The sequence below is a fragment of the Novosphingobium sp. ERW19 genome, assembly GCF_012641315.1.
In the GTDB taxonomy this organism is placed as follows: domain Bacteria; phylum Pseudomonadota; class Alphaproteobacteria; order Sphingomonadales; family Sphingomonadaceae; genus Novosphingobium.
Map to the genome: position 1 here is coordinate 16,371 of NZ_JABAIC010000008.1, position 18,997 is coordinate 35,367.

At 61.8% G+C, this 18,997-nt stretch carries 15 protein-coding genes and 2 riboswitches; of the genes, 5 read left to right on the forward strand and 10 right to left on the reverse strand.

Annotated elements, in window-relative coordinates; genetic code table 11:
• The first annotated feature begins 93 nt into the window (after window positions 1-93).
• Both HGI46_RS15280 and HGI46_RS15285 read left to right on the forward strand, forming a co-directional pair.
• Window positions 94-2,775 carry a DUF3131 domain-containing protein gene (locus tag HGI46_RS15280; RefSeq protein ID WP_168904963.1) on the forward strand — a complete coding sequence of 894 codons (2,682 nt, stop codon included), beginning with the start codon at window positions 94-96 and terminating at the stop codon, window positions 2,773-2,775.
• Window positions 2,776-3,041: 266 nt separating this feature from the next.
• Entirely contained in the window at window positions 3,042-3,674 is a 633-nt protein-coding gene (locus tag HGI46_RS15285) for a tyrosine-type recombinase/integrase (protein WP_168904964.1), read from the forward strand.
• Window positions 3,675-3,789: 115 nt separating this feature from the next.
• Here HGI46_RS15285 and HGI46_RS15290 read toward each other — a convergent pair whose 3' ends face one another.
• From HGI46_RS15290 to HGI46_RS15335, 10 genes are all read right to left on the reverse strand, one after another.
• Window positions 3,790-6,798, reverse strand: a complete 3,009-nt coding sequence (locus tag HGI46_RS15290; protein WP_206065763.1) for a PAS domain S-box protein — start codon at window positions 6,796-6,798, stop codon at window positions 3,790-3,792.
• Between the two features lie 318 nt (window positions 6,799-7,116).
• The gene (cobU, locus tag HGI46_RS15295) at window positions 7,117-7,626 is read right to left on the reverse strand and encodes a bifunctional adenosylcobinamide kinase/adenosylcobinamide-phosphate guanylyltransferase (protein WP_168904966.1); all 510 of its coding nucleotides are present in this window, start codon (window positions 7,624-7,626) and stop codon (window positions 7,117-7,119) included.
• The gene (locus tag HGI46_RS15300) at window positions 7,623-9,083 is read right to left on the reverse strand and encodes a cobyric acid synthase (RefSeq protein ID WP_168904967.1); all 1,461 of its coding nucleotides are present in this window, start codon (window positions 9,081-9,083) and stop codon (window positions 7,623-7,625) included. The genes cobU and HGI46_RS15300 overlap by 4 nt, the downstream gene beginning before the upstream one ends.
• On the reverse strand, window positions 9,071-10,006 hold the full coding sequence (cbiB, locus tag HGI46_RS15305) for an adenosylcobinamide-phosphate synthase CbiB (protein ID WP_168904968.1): 936 nt from the start codon (window positions 10,004-10,006) through the stop codon (window positions 9,071-9,073). Before cbiB ends, HGI46_RS15300 begins: the two co-directional genes overlap by 13 nt.
• Window positions 9,999-10,979, reverse strand: a complete 981-nt coding sequence (gene cobD, locus HGI46_RS15310) for a threonine-phosphate decarboxylase CobD (protein ID WP_168904969.1) — start codon at window positions 10,977-10,979, stop codon at window positions 9,999-10,001. Before cobD ends, cbiB begins: the two co-directional genes overlap by 8 nt.
• Window positions 10,976-11,689, reverse strand: a complete 714-nt coding sequence (locus HGI46_RS15315) for an adenosylcobinamide-GDP ribazoletransferase (RefSeq protein ID WP_062342786.1) — start codon at window positions 11,687-11,689, stop codon at window positions 10,976-10,978. The genes cobD and HGI46_RS15315 overlap by 4 nt, the downstream gene beginning before the upstream one ends.
• Complete coding sequence (locus HGI46_RS15320) at window positions 11,686-12,264, reverse strand: histidine phosphatase family protein (protein ID WP_062342785.1); 579 nt, start codon at window positions 12,262-12,264, stop codon at window positions 11,686-11,688. Before HGI46_RS15320 ends, HGI46_RS15315 begins: the two co-directional genes overlap by 4 nt.
• On the reverse strand, window positions 12,261-13,277 hold the full coding sequence (gene cobT / locus HGI46_RS15325) for a nicotinate-nucleotide--dimethylbenzimidazole phosphoribosyltransferase (protein ID WP_062342784.1): 1,017 nt from the start codon (window positions 13,275-13,277) through the stop codon (window positions 12,261-12,263). The genes HGI46_RS15320 and cobT overlap by 4 nt, the downstream gene beginning before the upstream one ends.
• On the reverse strand, window positions 13,274-13,681 hold the full coding sequence (locus tag HGI46_RS15330; RefSeq protein ID WP_168904970.1) for a DUF1636 domain-containing protein: 408 nt from the start codon (window positions 13,679-13,681) through the stop codon (window positions 13,274-13,276). Before HGI46_RS15330 ends, cobT begins: the two co-directional genes overlap by 4 nt.
• Window positions 13,681-15,597 carry a TonB-dependent receptor gene (locus HGI46_RS15335; RefSeq protein WP_168904971.1) on the reverse strand — a complete coding sequence of 639 codons (1,917 nt, stop codon included), beginning with the start codon at window positions 15,595-15,597 and terminating at the stop codon, window positions 13,681-13,683. The genes HGI46_RS15330 and HGI46_RS15335 overlap by 1 nt, the downstream gene beginning before the upstream one ends.
• Before the next feature lie 202 nt (window positions 15,598-15,799).
• Window positions 15,800-15,992: riboswitch (cobalamin riboswitch) on the reverse strand.
• 58 nt (window positions 15,993-16,050) lie between these two features.
• A riboswitch (cobalamin riboswitch) is annotated at window positions 16,051-16,251 on the forward strand.
• 192 nt (window positions 16,252-16,443) lie between these two features.
• On the opposite strand from HGI46_RS15335, the gene HGI46_RS15340 reads away from it, so the two are divergent.
• Genes HGI46_RS15340 through HGI46_RS15350 form a run of 3 tightly spaced genes read left to right on the forward strand, consistent with a single transcriptional unit; the run spans window position 16,444 to window position 18,919 of the window.
• Complete coding sequence (locus HGI46_RS15340; RefSeq protein ID WP_168904972.1) at window positions 16,444-17,016, forward strand: hypothetical protein; 573 nt, start codon at window positions 16,444-16,446, stop codon at window positions 17,014-17,016.
• Window positions 17,013-17,612, forward strand: a complete 600-nt coding sequence (cobO, locus tag HGI46_RS15345) for a cob(I)yrinic acid a,c-diamide adenosyltransferase (protein ID WP_168904973.1) — start codon at window positions 17,013-17,015, stop codon at window positions 17,610-17,612. The genes HGI46_RS15340 and cobO overlap by 4 nt, the downstream gene beginning before the upstream one ends.
• Window positions 17,609-18,919, forward strand: coding sequence for a cobyrinate a,c-diamide synthase (locus HGI46_RS15350; protein WP_168904974.1), 1,311 nt, complete (start codon window positions 17,609-17,611; stop codon window positions 18,917-18,919). Before cobO ends, HGI46_RS15350 begins: the two co-directional genes overlap by 4 nt.
• Window positions 18,920-18,997: the final 78 nt, after the last annotated feature.

An 18,997-nucleotide genomic window follows, 5' to 3' on the forward strand; every position in this document is an offset into this window, starting at 1 on the left:
GTTGCACGGTTGATCGCAGCTTGTATGTCATTGAATTCGTTAAATCGACATTGATCTGTCAGGTTTAGCGACGAACCGTTGACGAGGAGCGAGATGATCAGGATGCAGCAGCGGTTTGGCCTTTTCCTGTCGCTCGGACTTGCCTTTCTCTCGGCCAATTGCGCTGCCGGCCGGACCACAGGCGCTGCTTCCGCAGGGTTTGCCGGAGACCCGGTAACCAGTGGTTTGACGACCAGCACTCCAGCGGAGCCCGGCGCTGCCCATCCCGGCCGAACCGGCGCGCTGCTCCCGGAAGAACGCCGCCTTGCCGAGGCGGCGTGGCGCTACGTGGTCAACAATACGCAGACGCAAACCGGGCTGGTCAATGCCGCTGACAACTACCCTTCGACCACGATGTGGGATTCGGCATCGGCCATCGGCGCGATCATTTCGGCCGAAGGACTCGGCCTGACGACCCGCGAGGATGCGTCGTCACGCCTGTCACTGATGCTGGACACCTTGGGGCGAATCCCGCTTTTCCGTGAAACCTGTCCCAACAAGGCCTACAACACCGTCAGTGCGCAGCCGGTCACCTACACCAACCAGCCCGGCGAAATCGGCTGTTCAGCACTCGATGTCGGGCGAGCGATGTACTGGATGCGTGTCGTCCAGCAGCGCCACCCCGAACTGGCTGAAAAGGCCGCCGCTGCCGTGGCGCACTGGAAGCCCGCCAACCTCGTGCGCGACGGCGAGCTTTATGGCACGGCGCCGAAAGGCGATGGCCAGTTCGAATATCTGCAGGAAGGCAGGCTTGGCTATGAGGAGTATGGCGCGAAGGCCTTCCGCCTGTGGGGTTACGACGCCAGCAAGGCGTCCCGTGCCGAACCCTATGGCCTGATCTCGCTGTTCGGCGTGCGTCTGCCCTACGACGCGCGCGATCCGCGTTCCACTGGCGCGCACAATTACGTCGTGACCGAAAGCTACGTACTCGATGGCATAGAGTATGGCTGGGACGAGCCGGACGACGCCACCAGTGGTCCATTCGAACATACCTCGGGCTGGATCGCACGCGGAGCGCAGCGGATCTTCGAAGTGCAGAAGCGCCGCTACGAACGCACCGGTATCCTGACCGCACGGACCGAACACCAACTCGCAGGCGCGCCCTACTTCGTCTACGATACAATCTATTCGGACGGCATGCCCTGGGCCACGATCACCGATACCGGCGAAGCTCATCCCGAAGCCTCGGCCGTAGCGCTGAAGGGCGCGATCGGGATGTGGGTGCTGTCAAAATCGGATTATACCGACAAGCTCTTCGCGGCCGTCAAGGACGCCTACGATCCAGCCAAGGGCATTTATGAGGGGCTTCTCGAAAAGGACGGCAGCCGGATCGCGGCGTTCACTGCCAATAACAACGGCATCATCCTCGAAAGCCTGCTCTACAAGGTAGAGGGCAAAATCCTGCGACAGGGCCCCGTCTCCGTTCCCGAGCGGAAGGTTTCGAGCGCTCGCTTTCGCAGGCCCGCTGCCGGGCCGGAGCTTGCGCGGACGACGCTGGTAAAGCGGATAATTCCGGTTACGCCACCGAAGCTCGCGCCACTTCCGCCAGCCGCCGTGCCGCACGAAGGTCCGGTCGATGACGCGATGGCGCAAGTCGCCTGGACTTATTTCATCAACAACACGCAAAGCGACACGGGACTGGTAAACGCGGTCGACGGCTATCCCTCGACTACGTTGTGGGATGCGGCGTCAGGCCTTGGCGCTGTGGTGGCGGCTGAAGGGCTCGGGCTGATCAACCGAGACGAAGCGGAAAGCCGGCTGCGAAAAGCGCTCGAAACTTTCGGATCATTCCGGCTGTTTGCCGGTCTCTGCCCCAACAAGGTTTATGATACGCGCACAGCGCGTCCTGCAAACTATTCCAACCAGCCGGCGGAAATTGGCTGTTCGGCAATAGACGTCGGCCGGATGCTCATCTGGTTCAAGATCGTCGGCAACCGCTATCCCGATTTGGCTGAAAAGGTCGCCGATGTCGTCCGTTACTGGAAAGTCGCTGGTCTGGTGCGCGAGGGTGAACTTTACGGCGTCAACCGCAGCGGTCGGCAGGAGCCCCAGTTCCTGCAGGAGGGGCGACTGGGGTACGAGGAGTATTCGGCCCGGGGCTTTGCGCTTTGGGGCATGGACACGACCCGCGCCGCAGCACCCGAACCGTTCCAGATCGTGCGGGTCGAAGGCTTGCCGATCATGCAGGACGAGCGCGGGAACAGGGATGACGCGGGCATCAACGCGGTCGTGACCGAAAACCATATTCTCGATCTTGTCGAGGTCGGTTCCGTTAACCCGTCGGAGCCATGGCATATTGCCCAGTGGAGCCGCGCGCAGGGGGACAACGTCGTGCTCGCGCAGGAGAAGCGCTTCGCGCGGACCGGCATCCTTACAGCGAGGACTGAGCACCAGTTGGATCGGGCACCGAACTTCGTTTACGATACGGTGCTTTCGCAAGGGGAACCTTTCGCTACGCAGGATGTGAGTGGCAAACCTATCGCAAATGCCGCGGCCGTTTCCACCAAGGCTGCAATCGGCATCGCGGCACTTTGGCCAAGCGCCTATGCCACTCGACTGGCCGACAGTGTACGGGATTTGTTTGACGCGAAGTCGGGTTTTTTCGAGGGTAAATTGGAAAGCGGTAAGCCGATACGTGCTCGCACCGCCAATACCAACGGCGTCTTACTCGCGATTGCGTTGTACAGTCGTGTTGGCAGCATTTTGCAATGGTCTATGCAGAATCTGCAGAAATAATGGCTGTGTTGCTGCGGACCTATTTATGTTTTAATTAGACTGTTGAAATTGGCGCTAAACAATTCGCTTACTTGATTATATGCATCATCCGCAGAGGACGCTCCAGGTGTCCGGGGACGACGTCTCGAGGCGAGATGGCCATTGATTTATCTTACATGTTGTTTGGGCGAAGCCCCTCCGTGTTTTGGCGATAGGCGTATAGCCCTTTCGCCGAATCCGCGTTGTGTCAATCTCGCTATGGCCGATTTGGCCACAGGAGAATCGTCATGGGATATTCAGATCTTGATGCTGCCGTCCATGATCGGCCGCCTTGGAATGCAGGGCAAAATGTTGGCCCGAAACGCCCTTTGCGCAGGCGAGACATCTGGGCAATTCGCTTCTATCTCGACGAGCACAAACGCCTTCGCGACCGCGCGTTGTTCGACCTCGCCATCGACAGCAAGCTTAGGGGCTGCGATTTGGTGAAGCTCCGCATTGGGGACGTTGTAAGCGGCGGACACATCAGAAACCGTGCAACCGTGATCCAGCAAAAAACGGGACGACCTGTCCAGTTTGAAATCATGACTGAAACGCGAGCTACGCTAGAACGCTGGCTTGAACGAAGAGGCGGGCGACTCAACGATTTCGTGTTTCCAAGCCGGATCGATTATCTCGGCCATCTTAGCACGCGGCAATACGCGCGGCTCGTCGATGAATGGGTGTCGGTGGTCGGCCTCGACAGGCGAGACTATGGCACACATTCGCTTCGACGAACGAAAGCTTCCTTGATTTACAAATCGACCGGAAATCTGAGGGCGGTCCAAATCCTGCTCGGACACACGAACATTCAGAACACCGTTCGCTATCTCGGTGTCGACGTGGACGATGCAATAACACTGTCAGAGCGAACGGACATTTAAACTCTTGGCAATTTGGCCTGTGAGGGATCGGCAGGCCCGACTATCGATGAACGAATGGCAGCAATCAATAAAAGGAAATCGACCACGGAACGTCTGGAATGAAAGGCGTCAGATGTCACTTTTTGCCGATGCCCAGCGCCGCAAGCGCCTGATCAAGATCTGCGGCTTTGAAGGGCTTGGTTAGCCTCGGAAGGTCGGGTGATATTCCTTCCACATCGGCGTAGCCAGATACGATCAGGCACGGAAGTCCTGAACGAAGGTCCTGTACTTGGCGCACAAGTTGCGACCCGCTCATGCCGGCCATCAGGTGATCTGTCACGAGCACTGCCACGTCGTCCAACTCGTCCAGCAGGCGCAGAGCTTCTTCGGCTGACCCAGCTTCCGCCACTTCGAAGCCTGCGTCTTCAAGCATATCGGCGGTGCTAGCGCGTACCAGTATGTCGTCGTCGACAAGCAGAGCGATGCCGCGATAGCTTTGGGATCCTATTCCGTTGCGCTCAGGCGCAGCCACGCCTGAGCGCTGGTCTTCTGCAACCGGCAACCAAAGTTCGATGTTGGTGCCGTAGCCTTGACGGCTGAAGATACGAAGCTCGCCGCCGAGTTGGCGCGCAAGGCCGTGGACCATCGACAAGCCGAGGCCAGTTCCTTTGCCCACGCCCTTTGTCGAGAAGAAAGGTTCAATTGCCCGGGCGACGGTTTGTGCGTCCATGCCCGAGCCAGTGTCAGCGACGGATACTACGATGTAGCTACCCTCTTTAAGCTGGCCCTTGGGCGATTTGGATTGATTGCGAACGGATGCGCTAATCCGAAGTATTCCACCCTCAGGCATGGCATCTCGCGCATTCACGCACAGGTTCAGCAGCGCCATCTCAAGCTGATTGAGGTCGGCCTGGGCAGGCCGAATATCATCGGCAAGGTCGGTCACCACCTTGATTTGCGGACCCGTGGTACTGGCAATGAGTTCGCTCATGCCTGTGATGAGTTCGCGAATATCGATGGCGGTCGGCTGCAGAGGCTGGCGCCGCGCGAACGCAAGCAGCCTTTGCACGAGCACGGCTGCGCGCTCTGCTGATTGCATGGCTCCAGCAATCAGGCGTTGCTCGCGCTCGCCGCCGAACTGCTTTCGGGCAAGGAGGTCGAGCGTCCCGACGATGGGGGTAAGCAGGTTATTGAAATCATGCGCGACGCCGCCGGTCAACTGGCCCAAGGATTCAACCTTCTGAGCCTGGCGCAGTTGCTCCTCTGCTTCGGCCAGACGCTGTTGTTCGCGAATTCGGTCGGTCACGTCATGGACTATCTGGTAAGCACCAATTTGCTGACCTGCGGCATCGCAAAGCCTGTTGAAGGTGATCTCGTATGATCGGCGCTGGCGTCCCGGATCGCCAAACTCATCAACTATTGTAAACTCATGACCAGCGAGAGCCCGGCTCCAGGTCTTGCGAACATGCTCCTGCTCTTCCGGCAGGTGTCGGAGGACATCGAGCATCGAAGCGCCAACGCGGGGCTGGACGCCATAGACGGCTTCAAAGGCCGCGGCGGCAGCCTTGTTGACAGCGAGCCAGCGGAAGTCGCGATCTGCGACGAGAATGATAGCCGTAGTGTTTTCGACCACATCCGTAAGCAGCTTGCGCTCTGCAAGAGCGTCAGCAATCCGCTGCTCAAGCGTCTCGTTCAGCTCCCGCAGCGACTGTTCGATCGCCTTCCTTGCAGTGATGTCGATCGCTGTGCCGATGACGCGATTGCAAACGTCACCAGCGAAGATCCCGCGACCTTTGGCGGCGATCCATCGTACTACGCCATCTTCCTTGCCAATCGTGCGATATTCGACGTCATACGTCGTACGACGAGCGGGGTCCGCAGCCGAAGCGTAGGCTGCCGCCGTCGCTTGACGGTCGTTGGGGTGTAGCCCGGCGTAAAAATCATCCATCGACACTGCAACATTTGGAGAGATGCCGAACATTGCCTTCACGCGCGGTGGCCAGAACAACGTCTGGTTGATCTCGTCGACGTCCCACAGTCCGATCTCAGCCGCATCGATGGCCAGGCGCAATTGCTCTTCGCTTGCGCGCAGGTTTGCCTCGGCACCCACGCGCTCGACATGCGCCCAGGATCGGTCAGTGACCTCGCGAATAACCCTGAGCTCATAGTCAGACCAACGATGTGGAACGTTGTCGTGAATCGCCATCAGGGCCGCGAGCCGACCATCCTTGATCAGCGGCATGCAGATGGTCGCAGCTATCCCGATATTCTGAAATGTCTCTGCTTCTTCGGGAGCAATCTCGGTCAGATTATCATTGATGATCAAGGGTCGCCCAGCGTTGAGCTCCTGTACTGCGAGCTTACCAAAAGCAGCGAGGCGATACCGGCCAATAATCGATGGCGAGCCCGGAGCATGCCAGTTACCGCGGATGGTAAAGCCGTCCTGGTCGTCATCCATGTCGGCGTATGCGCAGTTGGTTATCGAGAGATGCTCGGCAACCATGCGCGTGCTTGTCGCCAAGACGGCGTCAGCGTCCTCAAGCCCGCCGACAGCTTGTCCCAGATCATCGAGAAAGCGATAAAGTTCTTCGCTTTTTGCCAGCTGCTGCTCTGCCAATACGCGAGCTGTGATATCGAAAACCATGGCCAGGCTGCCCACTGGCTCGCCGTGCTGATTCCGGATCGGCAGGTATTCAAGGTCCATCAAGACTTGTTCGGGCCTGCCATGACGCCACAGTTCGAGTTCCTGCGCCTGGAAGCTCAGGGTCTCACCTGTTAGCCCCGCTGCTATCACTCTTGCGTTGAAATCACGCGCCTCTGGCCAGATCTCGAGAACCTTCCCACCCAAAGCTTCAGGGTGGCGAGGCCCACAGACCTGCGCATAGCCATCGTTATAGAGCAGGATCCCGTCAGTACCCCAAAGGACGACCATCGGCACTGGAGATGACAGCACCGTCTGAACGTTTATCTTCAGCTCGGCAGGCCAACTCTCGATTGCACCGAGCCCGGTCGATTCCCAATCCTTGGAGCGGATTAGATCGCCCGTCTTGCCACCGCCGAAAAGGCCGCTGCTACCAGGAGAACTTGCTACAGTGTCCAGCATAAGCTGGCATCGTAGCTCCTTTAGGTTTGGACGGATAGCCAAGACTTTGAAAACGCGCCATGAATAGCAACTCGAGGTTCGATAAATGCTGAGCCAGATCGGCGTCGTGAACGCTACTCCTGGCGAGATCGCTCGACCGAATTTCCGCACCTTCGGAGCTTACACTGTCAGAGCGAACGGATATCTCAACGTCTTTGTCTTGGGCCTGTGAGGGACAAGCAAGCTCGACAATCGATGAATGAACGGCAGCAATGAATTTGACGAGATCAACTACGGAATGACCGGAGTTAAGGCGACAGCGGCATAGTCGGCTGGGATGAAGGACCATAATTCGACTAATTTGAGCATACGTCAGGCGTGTTAACCTTTCAAGCGAAGCGGTAGGCCTGCAGTGACAAGCACAACTTCCCGAGCAACCGCAGCTATTCTCTGATTCAGCCACCCGGCTTCGTCGCGAAACCGGCGAGCGAGAGCATTTTCCGGCACGATGCCCATGCCCACCTCGTTGGCGATCAGGACCAGCGGCACAGTCACCTGCCGAACTGCCTCGGCCAGTTCCTCGCGGGCGACCGCAATCGGGTGATCTTCCAGCATGAGATTGGACAGCCACAGGGTGAGGCAATCTACGAGGATTGCATCGGCGTATCGGGTCGCCTGCCGAATGGCCTGCAGCAGGTCGATCGGCTCTTCAATCGTGGTCCAGCCCGCACCACGATCGGCACGGTGTCGGGAGATCCGGTCAGCCATCTCCTCGTCCTTGGCTTGCGCGGTTGCAATGTAGACACGGCTGCGGCCCTGATCCTCGCAACGTCTTTGCGCATAGGCGCTTTTGCCTGAGCGCGCGCCCCCCAGGACGAGAAGCGAGGTCATCGTCCGTGCTCCTGAGCAATGCGGAGCAGTCCGTCGATATCAAGATAAGCCTCAAGGGCACTGGCAAGATCATCTAGCGCGTCGTCCACCAGCTTGGCATGGTGCAGACCATTTCCTTTCGCCCCAATCCACTGCAGCAGGGCGGTGCGCAAGTGCGGGGCTGCGAGCAGGCCGTGGCAATAGGTTCCAATGACGCGCGCATCTGGACTCCCCGCGCCCTCGTTGCGTTCGTCATCCAGAATGGCAAAGGGCCTCGCACAATCGGCACCGGTCGTGGCGCCCATGTGCATTTCGTACCCCTCGAATCGTGCACCCAAGGCCGTGCCGGAAACCTTGCGAAGGTTCTTGTGCGCGCGCATTTCGGTTCGCACGTTGAGCAAGCCGAGGCCAGGCATACTGCCGCTTGCGCCTTCCTGACCGAGCGGATCGTCTATTTCCTTGCCAAGCATCTGGTAGCCACCGCAAATGCCAAGAACCGCCCCGCCACGCCGATGGTGATGCAGGATGTCAATGTCCCACCCTTGCTCGCGCACAAAGGCGAGGTCCGCCATCGTCGCCTTCGATCCGGGCAGCACAACGAGGTCTGCTGCCAGCGGTATCTGGCTGCCGGGCGGAACCATGACCAGGTCAACTTCAGGCTCGTGGCGAAGGGGATCGAGATCGTCGAAATTGGCGATGCGCGGCAGCATGGGGCACGCGACAATCTTGGGCGAACTGGATACCGGTTGGGCCCGTTCGAGTACCACGGCGTCCTCGGCGGGAAGGCTGGTAACGCACGGAAGCCACGGCACAAGCCCCATGCCGTGCCACCCGGAGAGCCGCTCGATCTCCATATAGCCATCGGCAAAGAGCGCAGGATCGCCGCGGAACTTGTTGACTATGAAGCCGCGGATCATCGCTGCGTCACCGGGCTCAAGCACAGCACGCGTGCCGACGAGCGAGGCGATCACGCCACCACGGTCGATATCGCCAACCAGCACCACAGGCACTTTGGCCGCACGGGCAAAGCCCATGTTGGCAATATCGCCATCGCGCAGGTTGATCTCTGCAGGCGATCCTGCACCTTCCACGACAACTATGCCGCAACGCTCGCGCAACCGTTCCCAGCTTTCCAGAACTTCGGGCAGGAGGTTGCGGCGACCTTCCCGAAAGTTGGCAGCGCCCAGGCTTCCGCGAACTTTGCCGTGTACGACGACTTGCGATTTCCGATCTGCCTCGGGCTTCAACAGAACGGGATTCATGTCGGTGTGAAGCTCGGCACGCGCAGCCAGCGCCTGAAGTGCCTGTGCCCGACCGATTTCGCCACCGTCGGCCGTAACGGCGGCATTGTTGGACATGTTTTGCGGCTTGAACGGCAGCACCATCATGCCCCGATTGGCAAGGGCGCGGCACAGGCCAGCGACCAGCACCGATTTGCCGACATCGGAGCCTGTTCCCTGCAGCATCAGTGCAGCCATGTCATTCCCCCTGCAATAGCCCATCCGAGCAAACATGCTCGGTGATAGACCCGCCGCGCGCGCATCAAGCTGTTAGCGTCGGCCACGCCGCCTTCGCCGATCCATGGCTTGTCAGCCAATGCCCCGTCATAGCTGACCGGCCCCGCCAATCGTACGCGAAGTACGCCCGCCATCGCGGCCTCCGGCCAACCGGCATTGGGCGAGGCGTGGTGGCGGCAATAACGCCACGTTATCCGCCATCCGCTCAACCCGGCGAGGCAGATCAACACAGCGGAGAGACGCGCGGGGACGAAGTTCATCACGTCATCGAGCCGCGCGGCGGCCCAGCCGAAGTGGCGATAGGGCGCCTCCTTGTGGCCGATCAGGCTGTCCGCCGTGTTGATCGCCTTCATTGCCCACAGACCGGGAAGGCCTGCGACAATCAACCAGAACAGCGGCGCGATCACACCGTCGCAGAAACTCTCTGCCAAGCTTTCGATGGCCGCTCTTGCGACCCCTGCCACGTCGAGCGAAGCCGTGTCGCGACCAACGATCATGCCAGCCGCCTTCCGGGCTCCACGTAGATCGCCAGCTTGCAACGACTGCAGCACGGGCAGGAAATGCTGGTCAAGGCTGCGCTGAGCGAGACCGGGCCACGCCAGCATGGCGATCAGGACCCATTTCCATTCTGTCGCCAGCTTCTCGCACAAGGCTGTCACCAGCAGGCCTGAGCCAGCAGCGAGGGCCAAGAGCAACAGTACGGTCAGAACGCCGCCCGCCTTGCGCGTGCTGTCTGGCAATTCATTGCGGTTCAAGCGTAGCTCGCAGGCCGAGATTGCCCTTGCGAAGAAGCCGACCGGATGGCCGATACGGACATAGAGCCAGTGCGGCCAGCCGATGGCGGCATCGATTATAAGCGCGGTCAGGACAAACGGTTCAGCCAAGCGCCTTGTCCAGCCGGCCAAGCGCTGTCTGGTCGGCAGGCAGGCCGATGCGCAGCAGGTGGGGCCAATCGGAGAAGGGCCTCGTGAGAATACGTTGAGCGGCGAGGCGTTCGAACAGGGCCGGTGCGCTTGGCGTATCGAGCAGGCGGAACAACGGGCATTGGCCCTCTGGCGCAAGACCGTGCTTCAACAGCACTTTGTCGAGCCGGGCCGAGACTAGCGGCAAAGCGTTTCGAGTCCGCGCGATCCACGCATGATTGGCATAGGCAGCACGGCCCAGGGCGAGGGCGGCGGAATGGAGGGGCCAATCGCCGAGAAGCATGCGCAAAGCGTCCAGTATTTTTGGGGGAGCAATAACGAAACCGAGCCGAAGCCCGGCAAGTCCGAAGAATTTTCCCAGCGAGCGCAGCACGATCAGTCTGCGTCCCTCTTGCACGGCATCGGCAACGCTGAGGGTGGGGTCACAATCGGCGAAGGCTTCATCGACAATCAGCCAGCTGCCGTGCCGCTCCTGATGATCGAGCATGGCCAGCAGGCTTGTGCGCGATTGCACCGTACCATCGGGATTGTTGGGGTTTCCCACGACCAGCGCTGTCGAGCGAGCCGGGAGGGTAGCGAGTTGGGTGAGGTTCTCACTACGACTGAAAGCCGCGCGATAGGTGCCATAGCAGGGGGCACGATGCAGGCCGCGCAATCCGATCAACTGCGCAAGCAGGCGCAGGGCCATTTCGCTGCCCGGAACCGCAACGCAGATTGCTTCGTCGCAGCCGAAATGGCGCGCGGCAGCTGCCTCGAGCGCTGCCAGCGCGTCGGGTTCAGGCAGGCGCTGCCACTCCACGGTGAGGTCGGCAGGAGGCGTCCAGCCATTGGGGTTGATGCCGGTCGAAAGGTCGAGCCAGTCTTCGGGCGCACCGCCAAACCGTGCGCAGGCCTGCGCCAGTTGCCCGCCATGGCGGGGGAAGGACGTTGTCATTGCGCTACGACCTGGGCGAGCAAGGCGCATGTCTCGACCAGTTCGATGCCTGCGCCATGACCGTCGCCGGAAATGCCGCCGATGCGTTTGCGCAGCCACCACGGCCAGACTGCGAGCGCGGGTAGAGAGGCGAGCAGCGCAGGGTCGACGGCGAGCGCGCCGATGCTCCAAGCCAGCAGCCACACGATCAAAACCGGCGCATTCGCGCCTTTGCGGAAGAGGGTGCCAAAGCCCTCATGCAAGGGCGAAAGGAATCGTGCCCACGCCAGTGGGCCGATCCGCGCCAGCACTGGAACGAGCACGAGCGCGGCATAGGATCCTGTCAGGATTGTCAGCCACACCAGCACAAGCTTTGCCAGCATTTGCAGGGCGATGGACGTCGCTCCGAAGCTGCCGACATGCGGATCGGCCAGCACGACACTCAGGTGTTCCGGCGTGCGGTGCATGGCGCCGGCTGCATCGGCAATATCGGCCAGTCCGTCGAGGTGCAGCGCGCCAGTAACCCCCACCCATGCCGTCAACGCCAGCAATGCGCCAAGAGCCGGGTCGTGTTGCGACCCCAGCCAGCCAGCGCCGGCAACGCAAAAACCCACAAGAGCTCCACACAGCGGGAACCAGCGGATAGCATTGGCAAAATCCGCCTCCGTCGCATCCATCGCGGGAACGGGCAGTCGTGTCATGAACTGCACGGCAAGGATCATGGCCCTCATCGCAGGTTTTCGGTGCGGAGGCGGATGATCTGCCCGGACAGGGCGGCACCCGGCCAGATGCGCAGGGAGAGCAGCGCGCCGTAAGGCAGATCGACGGCCCAGACCTGCCTGAAATCCAGCCCGGTGAGCACCGATACCGCTGCCCGCATTGCGCCGCCATGCGTGACGATCAGCGCGTTGTCGGGAAGCTCGGCAATGGCATCGGCCACGCGGGCCCGCAGGGATGACCAGTTCTCGCCGCGGGGAGGGGGACACGTGTCGGGATCGTCCCAAAAACGGGCGAGGGCTTCGGCCGGGACCCATTCCGGTGAAAGCCCATCCCAATCGCCAAAATCCAGTTCGCGCCAGCGCGCGTCGCACGCAACGCCAACGCCTCTTGCGACTGCCAGCGCCTGCGCGCCAGCGCTGGCGCGCTGCAGGTCTGAACTGATCACGCAGGCGATGGCAAGGCTCTCGGGCACTGCTCCGGCAAGGCCGCCTGCGGGGTCGGCGCAGGGCTCGTCGCGATGACCCAGCAGCAGGCCGGTGCGCAGGGGCGGCCCGTGTCGCACGAGGTGGATCGTCCGGCTGTTCACAGCGCCTGTGCCACGGCAGCTTGCGCGAAAGTTGCCATGCCATTGTGGGCGGCAAGCGCGGCGCGCACGATCGGTACAGCCAACGCGGCGCCGGATCCTTCGCCCAGCCGCAGGCCAAGGTTGAGGATTGGATCGAGCGCGAGGTCTCGTAGCAGGCGGGCGTGCGCCTGTTCGGCGGAACAGTGAGCGGCAAGGCAATGCGCGGTAAAGTCCTCATGGCCTGCCGCCAGCGGCGCAATGGCGGCGCAGCAGATGAACCCGTCGAGCAGGACCGGCACGCGTAGCAATCGCGCCGCCAGTATTGCGCCAGCCATGGCTGCAATTTCGCGCCCACCGAGGCGGCGCAGCGTTTCGAACGGGGTCGAGCAGGCCTGTCCATGCAGGGCGGACGCAGCTTCGACTATCGCCGCCTTGCGGGTTACCCCTTCGGTGTCAACGCCGCTGCCGCGCCCGCACCAGTCCTGAGCGCGGCCGCCGAAAGCTTGCAGGGCCAACGCCGCTGCAGGCGTGGTGTTGGCGATGCCCATCTCGCCCACCAGCAACAGTTGCGTGTCCGGCAGAACAGAGGCAGCACCGGCATTGAGCGCGGCGAGGCAGTCGTCTCTCGTCAACGCGGCTTCGCGAGAGATATCGCCGGTCGGAAGGTCAAGATCGAGTGCGATGACCGACAGATCAGCGCCGCATGCGCGGGTCAACTGGTTGATAGCCGCCCCGCCATTGCGGAAGTTGGCGACCATCTGCGCGGTCACTTCCGGGGAAAAGGCACTGACTCCCTGCGCCGCCACGCCGTGATTTCCGGCAAAGACCACCGCCTGCACTCGGTCGATAGATGGCTGTGCCTTGCCTTGCCAGGCGGCCATGAATACGGCGATCTCTTCCAACCGGCCCAGCGATCCGGCAGGTTTAGTCAGACTCTCCTGCCGTTCTCGCGCTTGTGCGCTGGCCTGCGCGTCGGGGGCGGGCAACGCAGTGAGTGCAAAGGCGAAGGCTGCCTCATCGGTGAAGCAGATCATGCGCAGACGAAGCCTTCCGGCGGGGTACGGGCAATGAACTGTCCCTTCACGCCTTCGGGCCATTGGCCATAGGGCACTACGCCTTCCGCGCTTTGCGCATGGAGAGTGGCGTATTCGAGAATAGCGCGGGCCGCCTCCTCGGTGGGGGTGAACCTACCCAGGACGTAGCCGATCTTGCCCGATGCGCGCAGATGCACGGTGCAATGCTGATGGCAGGCGAAGAGGCATGCAGTCTCCTGCACCGCCACTGCGGACAGTGCGGGATCGGCCTGTTGGAGACTGCGCATTGCTTGGGCAAGCAGGGCACCGCCCCGCTGGCCTTCTGTATCCTCACGCTGATCGGCAGAAAGGCGGCAGGTTGAGCAGACGACCACCGCTGGGCCGGGTTCGATCGCGCGCAGCATCAGAACCGGCTCCTCAGACCAAGATAGACCGTACGCCCGAGGGCACCATAGCCGCCCGCTGTCTCGTAGCGCTTGTCCATGATGTTCTCAGCGCGGGCATTGATGGTCAGCCCTTCGGCAACCCGCCACGCGGCGCGAAGATCGACCAGCCAATAGGCTGGCAGCTCGGTGCTGCTGCCGGCCCGGTCGAAAGTCTCGCCCGAATAGCGGGCGGCCACACTGGCGCGCAGGCCCTTCGGCAGGTCCACCCCGCTTTCCAGATTGGCAAGATGGCGCGGCACGCGGGCAAGCTGACGGCCGATATCAGTGCTGCCGGGCGAACGGTCCTCCGCTTCGATCCAGCTGTAGTTTGCTGTCGCAAAGAGCACGCCAAGCTGCGCGCTGCCGGCCAGCTCCAGCCCCTTGGCGTGGGCCTTGCGCACGTTGGCGTAGTAGCCGAAGCGTGTGGTTGTCGTGCCGGGGATATAGCACGCGGCGGGCAAGGTGCCGGTGGTCGGACAGAAGGCGAAGTCGATCAGATTTTCGGTTTCCCGCTCGAACCAGGTCGCCGAAGCGTGGAAAACTTCGCCGAGTGACTGTTCGGCGCCGACCGACCAACCCTTGGCCTGCTCCGGTTGCAACACGGCAGAACCGTAAATGCTGAACAGCTGGTAGAGCGAAGGAGCCTTGAAGCCTTCATCATAGCTGGCGCGCAGCACAGTCTGCCCGGCGTTAGGCGTGTAGACTGCGCCTCCGGTAAGAACTGTGTTGCCGCCGAAGCGGGATTGGTCTTCGTGGCGCACACCGCCGTTCAGCGTCAGGCCGATGAGCGGGGTGAGGCGCAACTCGCCGTAGACGCTGTTCGTATCGGCGCTTTGCGGGACGAGGGCGTAATCGGCGGTATTGTTGCCGGGTGAGGCGCTGGTCATGCGCTGCTCCTCGCGTTCAGCCCCGAATTTGGCGCTGAGACCTTCTGCAAGCTTCAAGTTGCCTTGATATTCGAAACGGCGCACGCGGCCATGCGCATCGAAGTTCAAGGACCGGATCGAGCGCGCCGGATCGTAGTTCTCGCGGTTTGTTTCGGTCTGCAGCACGGCAATGCGGTTGGTGAGGCGCCCATCGAACAGGGCCAGATTGACACCTGCATAACCGGTCCATTCGGTGGTCAGGCCATAGGTACGCGCGTCCCCCGAGCTGCCATCGAATTCGTTGCGCGCATCGGCCAAATAGCCGCGCAAGTCGACCGACAGGTTTGGCGTGAGCTTGAGCGTGGCTGTGCCGCTGGCGGAAACGCGGCGGTAGCCATCGTCCTCCGTGCCGTTGCTGCGTGCGGAGATGCCATCGGTGGTGAAGGCGGAGCCCGCCACGCGCCAGTCGAGCAATGATCCGGCCCCGCCAATGCCAGCCTGGGCGTTGACCGTGGAGTGGGTGCCGGCTTCGACCGCCACGCTCCCTTCCAGCGGCTGCTCCGCGCGTCGCGTCAGTACGCTGACCACGCCGCCGATGGCATCGCTTCCCCACAGGATCGATTGCGGCCCGCGCAGGATTTCCACGCGCTCGATGTCGTCGATCAGCAGGTTGGAGAACGAATAGCCGCCGCCGGTGGCCGACGGATCGGAAATGCGCACACCGTCGATCACCATCACGGTCTGCGAGGAATCGGCGCCGCGGATGCGTAGCGATGTGGCGGTGCCAAAGCCACCATTGCGCGAAAGGCTGACGCCTGGCGTGCGCAGCATTAGATCGGTGAGCGCGATCGGCTGCTGGGCGCGGATCGCCGTTTCGTCAAGCACGGTTACGGTGGCAGAGACTGCGCTCTGCTCGACCGGGCTGCGCAAGGCAGTAACGACGATTGAAGGATCAGGCGCGTCCTCGGCTAAAGCGGGCGAGGCGAGTAGCGTGGCAAGCGAAACAACAAAAATATTGGCAGGACGCATGGTGCGGCTCCCTTCGGTACGAACGGCATGGACCTGCCGCTCAGACACGCGAAGGAAGCACGCGCCGGCATATGCACCGCAAGGCGCAACACGGCATCGCTTCCCGCACGGGGCTTCCCGGCAGGCAATGGCTGTCGTTGCGCGAGGGGTGTGCCGCCTTTGCAAGCCGGCAACCTCGAACGTCCGGTGCACCCTGCCCGAACGAAGAACGACCGCAACAGGCAGGTCTCCTGGCTCGCGGGTCAATGCCGGTCCGGCCGCCTTCTCAGGACGGTGAGGTCCCAATGGCGTAATTGGCCGGTCGGCTCGCCGCTTACAGTTGCAGGGGCAGCCGGAGTTTTACACCCCGTTCCCTTTTGATCCCCTCTCGGGGAACCTGTCGCGGCGGTGCAGGTAGCGACATGTTTTTGCTGCTGCAAGTGCGAATACTTGCGCAGATCAATTGCTTGGCTTATCCAGTCTTTCGCAACGGGTGCCCGAAAGGGCTTAATCGGGAAGTCCGGGCGGTGGTCGCAAGCCACCCAATCCGGCACTGCTCCCGCAACTGTAACCGGTAGCGCATCGCCATCATGCCATTGGGTTTCGGCCCGAGAAGGCGGCGAAAGGCGCGACGATCCGGAAGTCAGGAAACCGGCCTGTTGCGGTCGTTTCTCTGCGCGGGCGGGGTGTACCGGGCGGACGAAGGCACACCCTTCGCGGACGACACTATTGTGCGTTCTTGTCGGAGGGAGATCCGTGATGACCAGCACCTGAGATCCAGCCAGACGTGCGCGTCCGCACGTCTTGCCGATCCTGCGCATCACGCATGCGCACAATCAATTCATACCTGTTCACAGGAGGCCAATCATGGTCCGTATTTCGCGTCCCGATCTCGCGCTGTTTGGCGCGCTTGCGATCGTCATGCTCGTAACCCGCACCCATTCGCTCAGCAATGTCATGCACCTGCCTGACACCAGCCTTGCCAGTTTCTTCGTCGGCGGTTTCTTCCTGCGCCGCGCGACTGCTTTTGCAGGGCTCTTCCTGCTCGCCTTTGCTATCGACGTGACAGTGATCGGCTGGTTCGGCCAGTCCAGCTTCTGCTTCACCCCTGCCTACTGGATGCTCGTTCCGGCCTACGGCACGATGTGGCTGGCCGGGCGCGCGGGCGCGGACAAGCGGGGCACCGAACCGTCATCACTGCTGGGGCTGCTGGCGCTGGTCAGCGTTGGCACTCTGGTTTCCGAGCTGTTCTCCAGTGGCGGATTCTACTTCCTCGGTGGCCGTTTTACCGATCCGACCGTCGCAGGCTTTATGCCCCGCCTCGCTCGCTATTTCCCACCGACCCTTGCGGCCACTCTGCTGTGGACCGCAACTGCAGCAGGCATCTATGCCTTGCTGGTCGCCGCGCGCCCCTCGCTTGCCTCACGAGCAGAGCAATGAGCGAAACCCCAGAGGCGCACCGCGAGCGCGCCCGCAAGCACAAGGCGGTGGTCGATGCCAAGATCGCCGCCGCCACGCGCGACAAAGGCCTGCTGCTGGTTCTCACCGGCAACGGCAAGGGCAAGTCCTCCAGCGCCTTTGGCATGGTGGCGCGGACGCTCGGCTACGGTCGCAAAGCGGCGGTGTTCCAGTTCATCAAGGGTGCGGAAAACGTCGGTGAACGCGCCTTCTTCGCCTCGCACCCCGATGTGATCTGGGAGAAGTGCGGCGAGGGTTTCACTTGGGAAACGCAGGATCGGACACGTGACATTGCCGCTGCGAGGGCGGGCTGGGAAAAGGCCAAAGCTGCGCTGGCCGAACCTGACATCAGCCTCGTCGTGCTCGATGAATTGACCTACCTCATCACCTACCGCTATCTCGCGCTCGATGAGATCATGCCCGCGATCGAGGCGCGACCGGCGATGCAGCACGTGGTCATCACCGGTCGTGCCGCAGACGATGCGCTGATTGCCGCCGCCGACACCGTGAGCGCGATCCGCGATGTGAAGCATGCCTTCCGTGACGGCGTGCGCGCCCAAGAAGGGATCGATCGGTGACGACCGCATCTTGCCGAGCGTTGCTGGTCAGCGCGCCGGCTTCGGGGCAGGGCAAGACGACGGTCACGGCCGCTCTTGCCCGCCGCCACGTGCAGGCAGGGCGGCGGGTCCGCGTGTTCAAATGCGGCCCTGACTTCCTGGATCCGATGATCCTCGAACGCGCCTGCGGTGCACCGGTCTACCAGCTGGATCTCTTCATGGTGGGCGAGGCGCAATGTCGCCGTCTGCTGCATGAGGCTGCCCGCGAAGCAGACCTGATCCTTGTCGAAGGCGTCATGGGCTTGTTTGATGGCGATCCTTCCGCTGCGGACCTGGCCGTACGCTTTGGCCTGCCGGTGCTGGCGGTCATCGACGGTAGCGCCATGGCACAGACCTTCGGAGCGCTGGCGCATGGTCTTGCCACTTATCGCGATGACATCCGCGTGGTTGCAGCGCTGGCCAATCGCGTTGGCAGCGAGCGCCACGCCGCGATGCTGCGCGAAAGCCTACCGCCGGGAATGCGCTGGCTCGGTTCCATGCCCCCAAGCCCGGATGTGGCCTTGCCCGAACGGCACCTTGGTCTGGTACAGGCGGGAGAAGTGGGCGATATCGACTGCCGGATCGATGCAGCCGCAGCTTGCCTTGGTGATGATGCTCTATGGCTGCCTAAACCGGTGGCCTTCGCCACGGAGGTGACAGCGAGCGTGCCACCGCTGCTGGCGGGCTTGCGCATCGCCATAGCCCGCGATGCGGCTTTTGCCTTCATCTATCCCGCCAATGTCGCGTGCCTTGAAGAGATGGGCGCGCAGGTGCTGTTCTTCTCGCCCATGGCCGATCAATCTCTTCCTGAATGTGATGCGCTATGGCTTCCTGGCGGCTATCCCGAACTTCATCTTGCAGAACTGTCGCAAAACCATTCGATGATTGCCGCGATCCGTGCGCATCATCGGGCGGGCAAACCGATTTTGGCGGAATGCGGCGGTATGCTTTACTGCCTTGATGAGCTCGATGACGGTAAAGGTCACAGCGCGCCGATGCTGAAGCTGATGCCTGGTAAGGGTATCATGCAAGGCCGTCTTGCGGCCCTCGGCTTGCAATCCGTCGAGTTGAATGGCGGCATATTGCGAGGCCACACGTTCCACTATTCTCGGCTCGAAACGACGGTCCGGCGCTATTGCGGCGCACAAGGCACGAAGGGCGCTGAGGGGGAAGCAATCTACCACTGTGGCAGCCTCTGGGCCAGTTACGTACACCTCTATTTTCAGTCCGCCATGTCGGCCGCCGCTTCAATCTTCCGGCCTCGCACAGCCGACGCGACCGGGTCGTGAACTGATTAACAGATGGCAGGAGCTGATGAAGCCATCATCAGCCTCGAACGTCCGCTGTGAAAGGCGGTTCACGCACTT